Annotated in this window: 13 protein-coding genes; 4 read left to right on the plus strand and 9 right to left on the minus strand. The window is 66.6% G+C overall.

The window, feature by feature from the left end:
- The first annotated feature begins 56 nt into the window (after positions 1-56).
- Positions 57-284 (plus strand): DUF4169 family protein, encoded by a 228-nt coding sequence (locus AC1RM6_RS06130; RefSeq protein WP_493099098.1) that lies wholly within the window; start codon positions 57-59, stop codon positions 282-284.
- On the opposite strand, the gene AC1RM6_RS06135 is transcribed toward AC1RM6_RS06130, so the two are convergent.
- The 8 genes from AC1RM6_RS06135 to AC1RM6_RS06170 all read right to left on the minus strand — a co-directional run bounded on the left by AC1RM6_RS06135 (position 231) and on the right by AC1RM6_RS06170 (position 8,200).
- Positions 231-524: a hypothetical protein gene (locus AC1RM6_RS06135; protein WP_493099100.1), complete on the minus strand. Its 294-nt coding sequence runs from the start codon at positions 522-524 to the stop codon at positions 231-233. The two genes, AC1RM6_RS06130 and AC1RM6_RS06135, sit on opposite strands and share 54 nt — an antisense overlap.
- 118 nt (positions 525-642) lie before the next feature.
- On the minus strand, positions 643-1,035 hold the full coding sequence (locus AC1RM6_RS06140) for a flagellar export chaperone FliS (protein ID WP_493099102.1): 393 nt from the start codon (positions 1,033-1,035) through the stop codon (positions 643-645).
- Between the two features lie 63 nt (positions 1,036-1,098).
- Positions 1,099-2,727 carry a flagellar filament capping protein FliD gene (fliD, locus tag AC1RM6_RS06145; RefSeq protein ID WP_493099104.1) on the minus strand — a complete coding sequence of 543 codons (1,629 nt, stop codon included), beginning with the start codon at positions 2,725-2,727 and terminating at the stop codon, positions 1,099-1,101.
- Between the two features lie 201 nt (positions 2,728-2,928).
- Positions 2,929-4,065, minus strand: a complete 1,137-nt coding sequence (flhB, locus tag AC1RM6_RS06150; RefSeq protein ID WP_493099106.1) for a flagellar type III secretion system protein FlhB — start codon at positions 4,063-4,065, stop codon at positions 2,929-2,931.
- 59 nt (positions 4,066-4,124) lie between these two features.
- Complete coding sequence (gene fliR / locus AC1RM6_RS06155; RefSeq protein ID WP_493099108.1) at positions 4,125-4,904, minus strand: flagellar biosynthetic protein FliR; 780 nt, start codon at positions 4,902-4,904, stop codon at positions 4,125-4,127.
- A complete protein-coding gene (fliQ, locus tag AC1RM6_RS06160) occupies positions 4,901-5,179 on the minus strand; it encodes a flagellar biosynthesis protein FliQ (protein WP_493099110.1) in 279 nt (92 codons plus the stop codon). The genes fliR and fliQ overlap by 4 nt, the downstream gene beginning before the upstream one ends.
- On the minus strand, positions 5,172-5,927 hold the full coding sequence (gene fliP / locus AC1RM6_RS06165; RefSeq protein WP_493099556.1) for a flagellar type III secretion system pore protein FliP: 756 nt from the start codon (positions 5,925-5,927) through the stop codon (positions 5,172-5,174). Before fliP ends, fliQ begins: the two co-directional genes overlap by 8 nt.
- Before the next feature lie 104 nt (positions 5,928-6,031).
- A complete protein-coding gene (locus AC1RM6_RS06170; RefSeq protein WP_493099112.1) occupies positions 6,032-8,200 on the minus strand; it encodes a primosomal protein N' in 2,169 nt (722 codons plus the stop codon).
- Positions 8,201-8,335: 135 nt separating this feature from the next.
- Here AC1RM6_RS06170 and fsa point away from each other — a divergent pair, with 135 nt between their 5' ends.
- The 3 genes from fsa to AC1RM6_RS06185 all read left to right on the plus strand — a co-directional run bounded on the left by fsa (position 8,336) and on the right by AC1RM6_RS06185 (position 10,811).
- On the plus strand, positions 8,336-8,989 hold the full coding sequence (fsa, locus tag AC1RM6_RS06175) for a fructose-6-phosphate aldolase (RefSeq protein ID WP_493099114.1): 654 nt from the start codon (positions 8,336-8,338) through the stop codon (positions 8,987-8,989).
- 350 nt (positions 8,990-9,339) lie between these two features.
- A complete protein-coding gene (locus tag AC1RM6_RS06180; protein WP_493099116.1) occupies positions 9,340-9,900 on the plus strand; it encodes a DUF484 family protein in 561 nt (186 codons plus the stop codon).
- Complete coding sequence (locus AC1RM6_RS06185; protein ID WP_493099118.1) at positions 9,885-10,811, plus strand: tyrosine recombinase XerC; 927 nt, start codon at positions 9,885-9,887, stop codon at positions 10,809-10,811. The genes AC1RM6_RS06180 and AC1RM6_RS06185 overlap by 16 nt, the downstream gene beginning before the upstream one ends.
- Positions 10,812-10,901: 90 nt before the next feature.
- Here the strand turns inward: AC1RM6_RS06185 and AC1RM6_RS06190 are convergent, their stop codons facing one another.
- A complete protein-coding gene (locus AC1RM6_RS06190; protein WP_493099558.1) occupies positions 10,902-15,020 on the minus strand; it encodes an LVIVD repeat-containing protein in 4,119 nt (1,372 codons plus the stop codon).
- Positions 15,021-15,032: the final 12 nt, after the last annotated feature.

Genomic DNA, 15,032 nt, shown 5'->3' on the forward strand with positions numbered 1-15,032 from the left:
CCCCTTAACCGATCGGTGGGGATGCGTCACGCCCGGGCTTGTGGCAGGATATCGGGATGGCCGAACCGATCAACCTCAACAAGGCCCGTAAGGCGAAAGCGAAGGCGGCGGCGCAGGCGAGTGCGGCCGTCAATCGTGCGCTGCATGGCCGCACCAAGGCGGAGAAGCTGCGCGACCGGACCGAGCGCGCCAAGCGCGAGGCGCTGCTCGACGGTGCGAAGCGCGAGCCCTCAGCTGGCGATGCAGAGCAGTCCGTAGATCCCGCCGAGCGTCGCACCCCATAACAGGGTGGCGCCGAGGATGAAGGCGCCGAGATCGCGCTGCGAACTGCGGCCATGATGATGGTTCGGAAGATCGAGTTCGATCGAGCGCTGGTGGAGCCGTTCCTGCAGGACGCGCGCGGGCGAGGGGATCGCGACCGCATCGGCATCGGCCGCGCGGACCAGCGGTGCGACCGACGGACTCGGCACCGGCATTGCCACCAGCGTGCCACCGTCCCGGATATTCTGCTTCACCGCGGCCATATCGTCCTCCTGCCTTCGGTTCCATCTTGCCGGCGGCCGGTAAAGGGCCGGTGAAGCTTCATGGTTAATCCGGTCCCGCTTTCAGTTATTTCACGGGAATTTCCAGGCGCTGGATCCGTTAACCGATCTGTTCCCAGGCGCCGGAAATCTCGGAGATGATGCTGCGCGCTTCCGCCACGGGGGCGGGGTCGACGGTGCGGCCGCCGAGCTGCACCAGCCGGCGGGTCTCGCGATAGACATGGACCAGATTGACCGCCAGTTCGCCGCCGTTGCGGAAGTCGAGGCTGGTTTCGAGCGCGATCAGAATGTTCGACGCGCGCGCCTGCTTGTCGATCATCTTGGCGCGGTTGCCCGCGCGCATCGCCGCCTGCATGATGTCGATCGCCTTGAGCAGTTCGTCGAACAGGATCGCGATCAGCCGGTGCGGCGACGCCCCCTCGACGATCGAATCGATGTCGACGGTCTGGTAACGGGCCTTGGCGCCGCCGGGATAGCCGGAGGAGAGAAACATCAGGTGGACCTTTCGCTGGGTCTATTGCGTCGATGATGGGGTATTTCGAGGGGCGGTCTGGGATCAGTTGTTCTGGTTCTGCCACAGCGTGATCTGCTGGGTCAGATAGCTCGAGGTCGACGAATAGGACCTGAGCGCGGTCTGCAGCTTGGTATATTGCGTGGTCAGCTTGTCACGATACGCCGTGTCCTTGTCGGCGAGCTTCTGCTTTTCGTCGGCGATCGACTTTTTCTCGGTCGCCAGGCTGTTCTGGGTCGAGGTGAGCGCGCCGGTGCTCGAGGTCAGCGCGGTCTTGATCGCGTCGAACGCGCCCTGCAGGCCGGTGTCGATCGTGATCGTCGCGCTCGACACGCTGCCGAGCGGCTTGAAGGTCAGCCCGGCCGCAGCGGCGAAGAACGACGCCTGGAGGCTGTCGGTGCCCGAGGGTAGGGCCGAGACGCCGTCGATCTTGCCCGCCGCGGTGGTGGTGCCGGTCGCGGCGGTGACGTCGGTGATGGTATAGACGCCGCCCTTGGTCTTGCCGATCGCGCTGGTCACCTGGATCAGCGGGCTGCTCGATCGCTGGCCGGGGTTGAACATCGCCTCGACCGCGTCGGGGTTGGCGCTCATGATCGTGGACAACCGCGACGCGTCGACCGACAGGCTGCCGTCGCGGTTGGTCGACACGCCGATCTCGGCCAGCGTGGTCGGGCTGCCATCGGTGACATAGGTCAGCGGGGTCGTGGTGAGCTGGGCCATCTTGCGCATCAGGTCGCGCATGCCCGAGTCGCTCTTCAGGCTGCCGCTGGTGCCCATGAAGCCGCTCAGCGTCGTCTTCATCTCGTTATAGGCGGCGACGAAATCATTGACCGCCTGGGTGATCGCATCCTTGGGCTGGCTGGCGCCGATCGAGATCGTCTGGCCGGGGGCGGCGCCCTGCAGGTCGATCTTCACGCCTTCGATCACGTCCGAGAAGCTGTTGCTCGCCTTGCTGATCGACACGCCGTCGACCGTAAGCTGCGCATCCTGGGCCGACTGCTTGAGTTCGAGCCCGGTGACGTTGTTGGCGTCGTAGCTGGCGGGGTCATAAGCGAAGCGGCCGATGCCCGAGGCGTCGCCGCTGGTCATCTTGAGCGAGAAGGCATTGGCGTCGCCGGTCGCGCCCTTGACGACCAGCCGGGTGCCGCTGCTGTCGGCGACCAGGCTGGTGGTGACGTTGAGGCCGCTATCCTTGATCGCCTTGGCGAGACCGGCGAGCGTGTTGTTGGTCGAATCGATCGTGATCGTCTTGGTCTGGTCGCCGACCTTGAGTTCGAGCGTGCCTTCGCCGACCGGGGCCGAGGAGCCCGCGAGACCGGCCGAGGTCATCGTCTGGGCGGTGGCGAGGCGATCGACCGTCATCGTCGCCGACAGGCTCGATAGCCGTGCGCCCGACAACGCCGACACCTTGACCAGTGCGGTGTTCGAACTGGTCGGCTGGGTGTAGAGGGTGCCGCCCGAGATCAGCGACGACAGCGATGACGAGAAGCTGCTCATCGTGCTGATCGCGGTGCCGAGGTCGGAGATTTTGGCGGTGTTGGCGGTTTCCTTGGTGGTCAGCGCCGCGCTCTTGGTGGCGTTGGCCGCGGTCGCGAGCTGGTCGACCAGCGACGCGGTATCGAGGCTGGACGCGCCGAGCGCCGTAAGAACCGTTGAACCGACCGACGTGACCATGACATTACCCCTTGGACATGCCTGATAACGGCATTCCGCACGGGCGGTTTAGGGCTGAAAACCCTTATACATGTTTAACAGCTGTTTGTATTTGGGCCCTCAAACGCCGGGCGGGGCGCATCCGCGCCCCTGGGCTTCCTCGCATAAGCTCGGGCGGCCATTTGGCCTTGCGGACCCTACGGGTCCGTAATCTGCAATGAATCAAACTGCTCTTCCATCCTCGTCGAACCGCGCGCCCTCGGGGACGCTGATGTCGGGCTGGACGATGCCCTCGGCCATTGCGCGGTCGAGGTTGAAGACGAAGGCGAGGATCGAGGCGACCGCGACGAACAGGTCGTCGCGGATCATCTGGCCCGATCGGCTGGTATAGTAGATCGCGCGGGTGAGCTGCGGATAGTTGAGCAGCGGCACCTTCTCCTCGACCGCCAGTTCGCGGATCGCCTGCGCGGTGGCGCCGCGGCCCCGCGCGACGACGATCGGTGCGACATCGAAGCCGGGGCGATAGCGCAGCGCGACCGCGAAATGGGTCGGGTTGGTGAGCACCACCGTCGCCTCGAGCACCGCCTTGCGCGCCGACGAGCGCGCGGTCTGCATCTGGCGCGAACGGATCGCCGCCTTGAGCTCGGGCGATCCCTCGGTCTGCTTGCTCTCGTCCTTGATCTCCTGCTTCGACATGCGCAGCCGCTTCGATCGCTGGAAGATCTGCGCGGGAATGTCGGCGCCCGCAACCGCGGCCAGCGCCAGCGTCATGATCAGGATCGCATAGACGAATTCGCTGCCGAGCTTGCCGAGCGCGACCCGCAGGTCCTGGTTGCCGAGGGTGACGATCTGGCCGATCTGCCCCTTGAGCAGCCAATAGCCGACCGCGCCCATCGCGATCACCTTGAGCAGCGCCTTGCCGAGCTCGACCAGCCCCTGCATGCCGAGGATCCGTTTGAATCCCGCGATCGGATCGAGTTTGTTCGGCTTGAAGCCGATCGCTTCCCAGCGGAAACCGAGCGAACCGAGCGCCGCGGGGGCGGCGATCGAGGCGAAGAGGGTGAGGCCGAACAGCAGCACCACCGGCAGCGCGACCGGCAGCACCATCGCCAGGATCGCGGAAAGCGGGTCGAAATTCTCGACCGCGCCGACGTCGAACGACAAGGCGTTGGCGAGCATTTGCTTGAGCGCACCGATCAGCCATGGTCCCGCCAGCGCGATCCAGGCGGCGCCGGCGATCATCACCAGCGCGGTACCGAGCTCGCGCGACTGGAGGACATCGCCCTTTTCGACCGCTTCCTGCTTGCGCTTGGCGGTAGGGGCTTCGGTCTTTTCGTCGCTCTCGGGACCCTCGGCCATGGTGTCTTATAGCCGTCGCTGGTGCGGCGGGAAAGCACGATGGTCAGCATCGCTGACCATCAGCCCACCGCGAGCGCCCTGGCCGTGGCAAGTCCCCGGGCGATCGAGGCGGTGATTCCGTCGCCCATCTGCGGCGCCGCGATCGCCAGCAGGATCAATCCGGCGAGGAGCGTTGCCGGCAGGCCCACCGAGAAGATGTTCATCTGCGGCGCCGACCGCGCGAGCATCGCCATCACCAACTGGATCAGGATCAGCGCGAAGCCAACCGGCAGCGCGATCGCCAGCCCCGCCGAGAACAGCTCGGCGCCGAACAGTGCCACCCCCTGCAGGCTCTTCGCGCCGAGCCAGGCCTGGCCGGGGGGTAACGCATGATAGCTTTCGACGATGATCGTCGCGAGCTGGAGATGGCCGCCGATCGCGAGGAACAGGAAGGTCGCCATGATCGACAGGAACTGGCTGACCGCGGGGCTCGACGTCCCGGTCGCCGGATCCATCATCCCGGCAAAGCCCAGCCCCATCGCATTGCTGATCACCTCGCCGGCGACCAGCGCCGACGAGAAGCCGATCTGCACCGCGAAGCCGATCGCGAGGCCGGCGAGCACCTCGCCCATCACCAGCATCACGCCCGTGACCGAGACCACCCCGTCCACCGGCAGCACGAACGGGGTCGAGGCCAGCGCCGGGATGCCGATCGCCAGCGCCACCACCAGCCGCAACTGCATGGGGACCGCCGGCGCGCCGAACACCGGCGCGGCCAGGAACGCCGCGCCCGGACGGATCATCGCGATCATCCACAGCCACAGCTGGGTCTCGACCCCGGCGAAGGCCTGCGGGATCATCGCATCAGATCGGGAATACGCGCGAACATCTCGCGGGTGAAATCGGCGAGCAGCGTCAGGATCGCGCTGCCGAACAGCGCCAGGATCACGCCGATGACGATCACCTTGGGGACGAAGCTCAAGGTCTGCTCGTTGATCGAGGTGGCGGCCTGGATCATGCCGAGGATGATGCCGGCGACCAGCGCCGGGATCAGGATCGGAGCCGTCGCCAGCGCAAGCACCCACATCGCCTGCTGGGCGATGCCGATGAAGAAGTCGGGGGAGGCGCTATCCACCGGCGAAACTCGCCGCCAGCGACCCCATCGTCAGTGCCCATCCGTCGACAAGAACGAACAGTAACAGCTTGAAAGGCATCGATATGATTGCCGGCGACAGCATCATCATGCCGAGCGACATCAATGTCGACGCCACCACCAGGTCGATGATCAGGAAGGGCAGGAAGATCAGGAAGCCGATCTGGAAGGCGGTCTTGAGCTCGGAGGTGACGAAGGCCGGCATCAGGATCGAGAAGGGAATGTCCGACGGCCGGGCGAAAGGCGGCGACTTGGCGAGATCGGCGAACAGCTTGAGATCGGTCTGGCGGGTCTGGCGGATCATGAAGCCGTGGAGCACGGTCCCCGACCGGGTGACCGCCTCCTCGATCGAGATCTGGCCGGCGCCATAGGGTTTGAACGCGTTGGCGTTGATCTGCTCGATCGACGGCCGCATCACGAACATCGACAGGAACAGCGCCAACCCGACCAGCACCTGATTGGGCGGGGTCTGCTGCAGCCCGATCGCCTGGCGCAGCAGCGACAGCACGATGATGATCCGGGTGAAGCTGGTCATCATCAGCACCAGTGACGGCAGCACCGTCAGCAGGCTCATCAGCACCAGGATCTGCAGCGACAGCGACAAGGGGCGTCCATTGCCCGAGATCGTCGTCAGCGCACGGTCGAGCGCCTGGGTCTGGGCAGGGCCGGCGTTCGAGGCGAGCGCGGGATCGGCGAGGATCAGCAACGCGGCGATCCCGGCCAGCGCCATCAGGATATGGCGGAACAGACGGGCGTGGCGCGCGGACAAAATCATCGGCCGGTTTCAGCACTTGGCCGCAGCGAGTTCAAGCGGTTCCGGTCGCTGCAGGAGGTTCAGAGGAAAGAATAGGGGTCGACGTCGACTGCGACCCGCACGCTGCGCGGCCAGTCGAGCCCGCCCAGCCACTCGCGCATCACCGACTGGACGTCGAGCGAGCGGCGGGCATGGACGAGCAGCCGCTGGCGATGCCGGCCGCGCAGCATCGCCAGCGGGGCAGGGGCGGGGCCGAACACATGCATGCCGTCGATCCGCGGTGCGCTGCGGCCGATCAGCCGCGCGGTCGCGGCGGCGTCGTCGAGCTTTTCGGACGAGATGATGATCCCGGCATAGCGCCCGAACGGCGGTGCCTCGGCGACCCGGCGCGCCTCGGTCTCGGCATCGTAGAAGCTCTGCGCGTCGCCCGAGAGCAGCGCCTGGATCACCGGCGCGCCCGGGGAATAGGTCTGGACGAACACCCGGCCGGGCTTTTCGCCGCGCCCCGCGCGCCCCGCGACCTGGGCGATCTGCTGGAAGCTGCGCTCGGCGGCGCGCAGGTCGCCGCCCGACAGGCCGAGATCGGCGTCGATTACCCCGACCAAAGTGAGGTTGGGGAAATGATAGCCTTTGGTGATCAACTGGGTGCCGACGACGATGTCGATGTCGCCGGCCTCCATCCGCTCGACGAATTCGGCGGCGCGCGCCGGCGACGACAGCGTGTCCGAGGTCGCGAGCGCGATCTTCGCCTCGGGAAACAGCGCCGCCACCTCATCGGCGATGCGCTCGACCCCGGGGCCGCAGGCGACCAGTGCGTCCTCCTCATGGCATTCGGGGCAGGCGCGCGGCGGCGGCATCATATGGCCGCAATGGTGGCATTCGAGTCGCGCGGCGAGGCGGTGCTCGACCATCCAGGCGGTGCAGTTCGGGCATTGGAAGCGGTGGCCGCAGGTCCGGCACAAGGTCAGCGGGGCATAGCCGCGCCGGTTGAGGAACAGCAGCGACTGGTCGCCGCGCTCGATCGTCTCGGTCAGCGCCTTGACCAGCGCCGGGGCGATCCAACGGCCGCGCGGCGGGCGATCGACGAGCAGGTCGACCGCCTCGATCGCCGGCATTTCAGCGGCGCCATGGCGCGCGGTCAGCTTGAGTTCGGTGTAGCGGCCGATCGCCGCCTGGTGCCGGGTCTCGATCGCCGGGGTGGCCGAGGCGAGGACGATCGGGATCGATTCGAGCTTGGCGCGCATCACCGCGACGTCGCGGGCATGGTAGAGGACGCCTTCCTCCTGCTTGAAGCTGGTCTCATGCGCCTCGTCGACGATGATCAGCCCGAGATTGCGATAGGGCAGGAACAGCGACGAGCGCGCGCCGACCACCACCCGCGCCTCGCCGCTGGCGATCGCGCGCCACGCCCGGCGGCGCTGCGACTGGCGCAACTCGCTGTGCCAGGCGACCGGCAATTCGCCGAAGCGCGCCTCGAAGCGCTTGAGGAAGGGTTCGGTCAGCGCGATCTCGGGCAGCAGCACCAGCGTCTGGCGGTCGTGGCGCAGTGCCTCGGCGATCGCCTCGAAATAGACCTCGGTCTTGCCCGATCCGGTGACCCCGTCGAGCAGGAACGGCGCGAAGGCGTGCGCGGCGACCGCATCGACGAGCATTCCGCCGGCGAGTTGCTGTTCGTCCGAAAGGTCGGGGGCGGCGAAATCGGGATCGGGGATCGGCCAGGGCGTGTCGGTCGAGACCGTGACCGCCTCGATCGCGCCGGTCTTGACCAGTCCGCGGATCACCGCCTCGGACACGTCGGCGATCGTCGCGAGTTCGCGGATCAGCCCCTGGCGCTGGCCGATCCGTTCGAGCGCCTGCTCGCGCTGCGCGGTCATTCGGTCGGGCGGGGTGTCGGTCAGCCGATATTCGGTGACGGTGCGGGCGCCGTCGAGCGCGCTCGACGAGGGCAGCGCCATCCGCAGCACCGCGGCGGGCGGCGCCAGATAATAGTCCGACGTCCATTCGATCAGCCGTCGCAGCGGTGCCGCCAGCGGCGGCACGTCATAGACGCTGATCAGCGGGCGCAGCCGGTTGTCGCCGACCTGATCGGCCGATGGCAGCGTCTCCTCCTCCCAGACCACCCCGACCATCTGCCGCGGGCCGAGCGGCGCCAGCACGATGCTGCCCGGCTCGATCGCATGTTCGCGATCGGCGCGATAATCGAGCGGACCCAGGGCCGGGTTGAGGAGGAGCACATGGGCGCGGGCCATGGCCCCGACTTAGGGACTGCGGCGGCTAATGCAAAGCCGCCGTGCGGTGCTTCGTCATCTTGCCAAGGGTGCTAGGCGCGCCGCGGTCGAGCCACTATAGCGGCGCCAAATTCCGACAGCCTCGAGGACATCCCCATGAAATTCTTCGTCGACACCGCAGACACCAAGGACATCGCCGAACTCGCTTCGACCGGCCTGCTCGACGGCGTCACCACCAACCCGTCGCTGATCGCCAAGTCGGGCCGCAAGTTCCTCGAGGTCGTCGAGGAGATTTGCGGGATCGTGCCCGGCCCGGTCTCGGCCGAGGTGGTCGCGCTCGATCATCCGACGATGATGAAGGAAGCCGACGTCCTGCGGAAGATCGCGTCGAACGTGTGCGTCAAGGTGCCGCTGACGATCGACGGCCTCAAGACCTGCAAGGCGCTGACCGACGAAGGCACGATGGTCAACGTTACCCTGTGCTTCTCGGCCAATCAGGCGCTGCTGGCGGCGAAGGCCGGCGCGAGCTTCATCTCGCCCTTCGTCGGCCGCCATGACGATATCGGCTTCGACGGCATGGGCCTGATCGCCGACATCCGCCAGATCTACGACAATTACGACTTCGGCACCGAGATCCTGGTCGCCAGCGTGCGCCATCCGATCCACGTCCTCGAGTCCGCCAAGATCGGCGCCGACGTGATGACCGCGCCGCCGTCGGTCATCAAGATGCTGTTCAACCATCCGCTGACCGAGAAGGGCATCGCCGGCTTCCTCGCCGATTGGGCGAAGACCGGGCAAAGCGTGCTCTGAGAGCACGCTTTGGGTTGTTTGTAGGCCGGCTTTGCCGGCCGCCCTCAGACGCCGGGCGGTCGGCATCCGCCTCCCTTCGCTTCCTCGCAATAAGCTCGGGCGGCCGTTCGGCCTTGCGGGCCGCTGCGCGTCCCGTTCCACCTTTCTCTCTCCCTGTCTGACCGAGACAAAGAGAGGGAACGCAATCAACGGACCCGAAGGGTCCGCAAGGCCGAACGGCCGCCGCGCCTTGTTGGCGCGAAGCCAAGGCGGGCGGATGCCCGCCGCCCGGCGTCTGAGGGCGGGCCAACATTGTTGGCCCCAACGAAAAACGCCATTGCCTGTTAACCATCGTCGCATAGACTGCGGCCATGGGTAGTGTGATCGATTTCGAGGGTGGGGCGATGGCATCGCTGCGCCGCCGCATGGCCGAGGTGGAAGAGGCGAATCAGGATCTGATCGCCTTCGCCCGCGGCCATTCGGGCGCGGTGTCGTCGATCCATTCGGCGGTGCTGGCGGCGACCGACGCCGACGGGCTCGATCATCTGATCCATATCGTCACCCAGCTATGGCCCGACCTGCTCGGACTCGACGCGGTCTCGGTGGCGTTGTTCGTCGGCGACCAGGGGCTGCGCGCCGATGCGTCGGGGCTCCAGTTCGTCGAACCGCGGATCATCGAGCGCTCGATCGAGGGCATCGAGGGGGTGGTGATGCGCGGGGTCGATCGCGGCCATCCGCTGTTCGGTCCGGCCTCCGAACTGATCCGCGCCGAGGCGCTGGTCCGCATGCCGGCCGAGGCGCCGCTTCCCGGCGGACTGCTCGCGCTCGGCCAGCGCCGGCCGCAGGGTTTCGACACCCGCGCCGGATCCGAACTGTTGGGCTTCCTCGGCGCGATGCTTTCGCGCATGATCGGGCGGTGGCTGCTACCTTAAATCTCGATGATCATCCGGCGCGCCTCGTCGCGGCCGAATGGGGCGATCATCTGCGGCGCGACCGGCGCCGGTCCGACCATACCGTCCGCGCCTATGTCGCGACCGCGCACCGGCTGATCGGTTTCGTCGGCCGGCATCGCGGCGGATCGGTCGATGCGGCGCTGTTGGCCGGGATCGATCGCGGCGACCTGCGCGGTTATCTCGCCGAGCGGCGCGGCGAAGGGCTCGCCAATGCGTCGGCGGCGCGCGAACTGTCGGCGGTCCGCGGCTTTCTCGATTATGTCAGCGACCGGATCGGTGCGGCCAAGCCGGTCAAGATGAAGGGTCCGCGGGTCAAGAAGGGCGTGCCGCGCCCGGTCGCCCCCGCCGACATCGCCGCGATCGCCGAGGATGCCGCCGAGTCGGCCGCCGAACCCTGGATCGCGGCGCGCGACGAGGCGGTGCTGCTGCTGCTCTACGGCGCCGGCCTGCGCATCGGCGAGGCGGTCGGATTGACCGGCGCGATCCTGCCGATCGGCGATACGATGATGGTGACCGGCAAGCGCGCCAAGACCCGGATCGTGCCGATGATCGGGCCGGTGTGCGAGGCGATCGACCGCTATGTGGCCTTATGCCCCTATCCGCCCGATCGCGACCAACCGTTGTTCCGCGGGGCGAGGGGCGGGCCGCTGGCGCCCGACATGATCCGGCGTGCGGTCAGGGCGGCGCGGGTCAGGCTGGGTCTCGGCGAGCGCACGACCCCGCATGCGCTGCGGCACAGTTTCGCGACCCATCTGCTCGGGCGCGGTGCCGACCTGCGTTCGCTCCAGGAACTGCTCGGCCATGCCAGCCTGTCGTCGACCCAGGTCTATACCGGTGTCGATGCCGCGCATCTGCTCGACGTCTATCGGAATGCGCATCCGCGGGCCTGAGCAAATCGATCGGGGATGCGTCACATCTCCGAGAGCGCGAATAACCCCCCAGAAGCGAGCTAAGTCCGCTGATCAATGATCGAAGTCGCTTTACCGGCGGGCAGTCGCCGCGCCGCTGCCGCGTGCCGGCACCCAGTCGGCGAAGCTCGGCGTATCGCTCACCTTCCACGGCACGCCGCGCGAGTTGAGGAACAGTTTCTCCATCTCGCTGCGCAGGAACGGCCGTGAACCGATCCGACCGAAGATCGCGATCTGGTTGCCGCTCTCGTCGACCGCGCGGTCGCGATCGAGGCCCTTCGACAGGGCGAGTGCCGGTGACGCGGTCTTCGCCCAGGCGATCAGCTCGGGCATCGGCGCCGGCGAGAAGCCGTAGAAATTGGGCTGGCTCGCGGGCGAGGTCAGCTGGATCACCTTCAGGCCGTTGCGGCCGTCGGCGACATAGGCGAACAGCGAGGCGTTGGTCGTCCCGACGATCACGTCCTCGGCATCGTTGAGCTTCCCGTCGAAGGTCACCCGCTGATAGAGGACAGGCTTCTCGGGCTTCTTGATGTCGACGATCATCAACCCGTCGCCCTTGGCGGCGACATAGGCATAAGTGCGCGCCAGATAGACGCGCTGGGCATTGGCGATCGGGAAGGTCGCCCCCGGGATCAGCCGCGGCTTGTCGAGATGCGAGATGTCGAGCAGCTGCAACCCTTCGGCGGTCGTCGCCCACAGATAGCGGAACTGCAGCGCCGAGGCGCGCATGTCGGTGAGCGGCACGCTCGCGGCGAGCCTGGGATGGAGCGGGTCGCTGATGTCGACCACGACCAGCCCCGATTTCGCGGCGATATAGGCATAGTTGCCGCCGATCGTGATGTGGCGGGCGCCGGCGAGGACATTGCCCTCGTTCCAGGTGACGGCGCGCTTGAGGAAATTGTTGCGCGGATCGCCATCGGCCATCGTCTCGACATTGACGACGATCAGCCCTTCCTCGGAGTCGGTGATGAAGGCGTAGCGATAAAGCTCCGCCATCTTCTGCTCCTGATTTTCGGGGTAGAACTTCGTGATCTGGTCGTTGCGCAGGGTGCTGATCGCCTGGTCGGTCGGCAGCGCCATGCAGGTCGCGTTGCGGCTCGCCACCTTGGTGTTGTGGCCGAGCGGCGAGAAGGGCGCGGTCAGGATCCGCTGCGACGTTCCCTTGTTGGCGATCGACGCGACGTCATAGACCTCGAACCCGCCCTTGCCTTGCGCTGTGAACAGATATTCGCCGCGCAACTGGACGCAGCGCGCCGCGTCGGGGGTCGGGTGGGTGGTGTTGGCGAATTCCTCGATCGAGTCGGGCTCGCCCGAGAATTTCGGACCGAAACGCTCGCCGCGCTTCCACTCGATCAGTTCGCGGCCATGGTCCTGATGCGCCTTGTAATAGTCGGGATAGGCATATTTCTGGAGATAGGAGCCGATCACCGCCTGCGGTTCGCTCCATTCGGTGACGCGGATCGCCTCGATGCCGTTTTCCAGCCCGGTCCAGGCGTTCATGCCGACGAAGTTGACGAAATTGGTCCCGACCAGGGTGAGCTGCGCCATGATCGCGTTGTTGTCGTCGTTCGCCGACAAATGGCAATCCGAACAGGTCTTGGTCTCGGTCTTGCGCACGGTGTGCGGGAAATGCGGCGCGAAAGCCTGGCTCGAATAGCCGGCGGCCGAGATCGGCGGCTGCTGGATGTAGATGCGCTCGCGGTTGATGTTGGTCGACGACAGGACCAGGGCCGAGGTCGACCGGATCGGGGCGATGATATTGCCCTTGGTCGTCTGGTGCCGGCCGAGTTGGTACATGTCGTCGCGCGCCACCTGCGGGTTGTAGGTCGCGAAGTTGCGGCTCTCGAGCCCGTCATATTTGTGGCTGCTGGTCTTCCAGTTCGCCTCGATGGGCAGATGGCAGCCGCCGCACGACGTCGTCCACGACAGATGGCAGGTGAAACAGGCCATATTGTCGTCGCTGTGCGCACGGTCGGACTTGGCGATCCCGGGACCCCAGGCGAACTCGCCGTCCTCGGCACCGGTCTTGCCCATCAGCTTGGCGCGGGCGGCGAGCGGATTGAAATAGGCACTGCCGCGATCGACGCTCTCGGCGACGAGCGACACCTTCCATTCGAGCTTGGGGTCGACCAGCGAGCGCTGGATCAGCACCCGTTCACCGCGCGCATCGGTCGTCCATTCGAAGCGGCGCTTGCCGTCGGGGTTGCGCAGCAGCGCGAGATTGGTGCCGCCCGGAGGCGCCGCCGGGCCCGAGGTCAGCAGCGTCGGCAGCGCGTCGGGGGTACCGTGGCAGTCCTTGCAGCCGATCTCGATCGCATTGGCGACCTCGCCATAGATCAGGCCGTTGCCATGGCTGTCCTGCGCGAAGTGGCAGTCGGCGCATTGCAGGCCCTTTTCGGCGTGGATGTCCATCATGTGGACCGCCTTGCCCTTCTGGGTGCCGACCTCGGCGAATTCGGGGGTGCCGGCCTTATGGAATTTCTCGGGATCGTCGGCGGCGACGATCTTGCCGGCGCCGTCGAGCAGGTTGCCCTCGCGGTCGCGCTTGTAGATCGCCCGGAAATTCCAGCCATGGCCATGATAGTCGGCGAACTGGGTGTCCTTCGCCTTCGGGTTCACATCGTCATAGACGCGGCGCAGGAAGTCGATGTCGGACCATTTGCCGATCGCCGACGCCGCCTCCGGATTGCGCTCGAGGGTCGCGTGACGTTCTGCCGAGGTCGGATATTTCTGCTTCTCGGGCCACATCAGCGGCGCGTCGGACTCATAGTCCCACATCGTGTAGCCGAGATAGCTGTTCAGGAAGATGTTGGGCTGGTGCATGTGGCAGTTCATGCACTGCGCGGTCGGGATCGCCCGGGTGAAGGCGTGCTCGATCGGGTGGCCCTTTTCCTTCATCGCTCCGATCGGATGCGCCGGGGTGTCGCCATAGCCGTAGAGCGCCTTGGCATGGCCTTCCTCGGCAGGTTCATGACCCTTGGCCGAAGGGTGGTCGGTCGACGCGCCATGCTCGCCGGCGGCGCCCGCATCGTGGCCCTCGCCATGACCTTCGCCATGGCCACGGCCTTCCATCAGATCCTTGATCGTCGGATCGACGGTCGCGGTCTGACCGTCGCGGCCATATTTGGCGTAGATCAGGCTATGGGTGGGCTCGCGGTCGTTGGCATAGATGACGTGACAGCCCGCGCAGCCCGAATTGCGATAGTCGCCGGGCTGGTCGTTGGTGCCCATGAACCACATGAACGGATCGTTGAGGCGGGTCTTGTGGATGTTGAGGATCGGGATCGCGGTGCGCAGGCCGGTGCCGGGGCCACGGTTCGACTGTTTGAGGTCGGGACGGCCCGGTTCCTCGAGCCGCTGGATATTGCCCGACGGGTTGGGCAGACCGATTTCGGCGAACTGGGTGCCGATGATGCGGCCGCCGCGCTCGAACACGCGGAAGATGTCGCCCGGCGGAATGACGTGCCAGGTCGGCAGCGGATACATGATCGGCAGCGCGCCGCGCGCCTTCTCCTCGGGGGTCACCGTACCGACGGGAGCCCCCGGCGACTTGATCACCGCGGGCTCGCCCTTGGCGGTATAGGCCTCGCCGAAGCTGTAATTCTTGTACGGCAGGATGCCGTTATTATAGGCGCCGCCGCCCCACAGCATCGCGCCGGTCGCCATCAGCGATCGTTCGGCGGCAGTGATGATCTCGATATGGCAGGCGCCGCAGGCGGTCCGTGCGACCCGATAGTCCGACGGGTTCACGAAGCGGATATATTCGGGCGATTCCTTGTTGAGCAAAGTGTAGCTGCGCTTCGGGTTCGCCGAGGCCGGCCAGTGCCAGCCCTCGGGGAAGCGCGGCAGCACATGCGCCCGGTCGCGCGCGGCGACATAGGCCGGATCATCATGCTTGAGCGCGGGATCGCCGGTCACCTTCGCATTGCCGCCATGGCAGTCGACGCAGCCGAGCACGACCGCTTCGGAGGCGTGCATCGTCTTGCGATCGCTCTGGGTGTGGCACGACACGCAGCCGGCATTCTTGCTGTCGGCGCCGGGCACGCCGTCATGATCGTCCCAGAACTGGGTGCGCGGCGCGGCCGGTGTCGTCACCAGGCTGTAGTCGCGGGTGACCGGCTTCTCGCCCTCGGACGCCGGGGCGGGCGAGGGGGCGGTCGCGAACAGGGTGACGGCGGCGGCGAGGGCCATCATGCCCCTTGC

This window comes from Rhizorhabdus sp. GW822-FHT03C02 (assembly GCF_058801765.1).

Excerpts from the sequence above, each read along its gene's own strand:
- AC1RM6_RS06130 (WP_493099098.1), top strand. The coding sequence starts at position 57 with ATGGCCGAACCGATCAACCTCAACAAGGCCCGTAAGGCGAAAGCGAAG.
- AC1RM6_RS06135 (WP_493099100.1), bottom strand. The coding sequence starts at position 524 with ATGGCCGCGGTGAAGCAGAATATCCGGGACGGTGGCACGCTGGTGGCA.
- AC1RM6_RS06140 (WP_493099102.1), bottom strand. The coding sequence starts at position 1,035 with ATGTTTCTCTCCTCCGGCTATCCCGGCGGCGCCAAGGCCCGTTACCAG.
- fliD (WP_493099104.1), bottom strand. The coding sequence starts at position 2,727 with ATGGTCACGTCGGTCGGTTCAACGGTTCTTACGGCGCTCGGCGCGTCC.
- flhB (WP_493099106.1), bottom strand. The coding sequence starts at position 4,065 with ATGGCCGAGGGTCCCGAGAGCGACGAAAAGACCGAAGCCCCTACCGCC.
- fliR (WP_493099108.1), bottom strand. The coding sequence starts at position 4,904 with ATGATCCCGCAGGCCTTCGCCGGGGTCGAGACCCAGCTGTGGCTGTGG.
- fliP (WP_493099556.1), bottom strand. The coding sequence starts at position 5,927 with ATGGCGCTGGCCGGGATCGCCGCGTTGCTGATCCTCGCCGATCCCGCG.
- AC1RM6_RS06170 (WP_493099112.1), bottom strand. The coding sequence starts at position 8,200 with ATGGCCCGCGCCCATGTGCTCCTCCTCAACCCGGCCCTGGGTCCGCTC.
- fsa (WP_493099114.1), top strand. The coding sequence starts at position 8,336 with ATGAAATTCTTCGTCGACACCGCAGACACCAAGGACATCGCCGAACTC.
- AC1RM6_RS06180 (WP_493099116.1), top strand. The coding sequence starts at position 9,340 with ATGGGTAGTGTGATCGATTTCGAGGGTGGGGCGATGGCATCGCTGCGC.
- AC1RM6_RS06190 (WP_493099558.1), bottom strand. The coding sequence starts at position 15,020 with ATGGCCCTCGCCGCCGCCGTCACCCTGTTCGCGACCGCCCCCTCGCCC.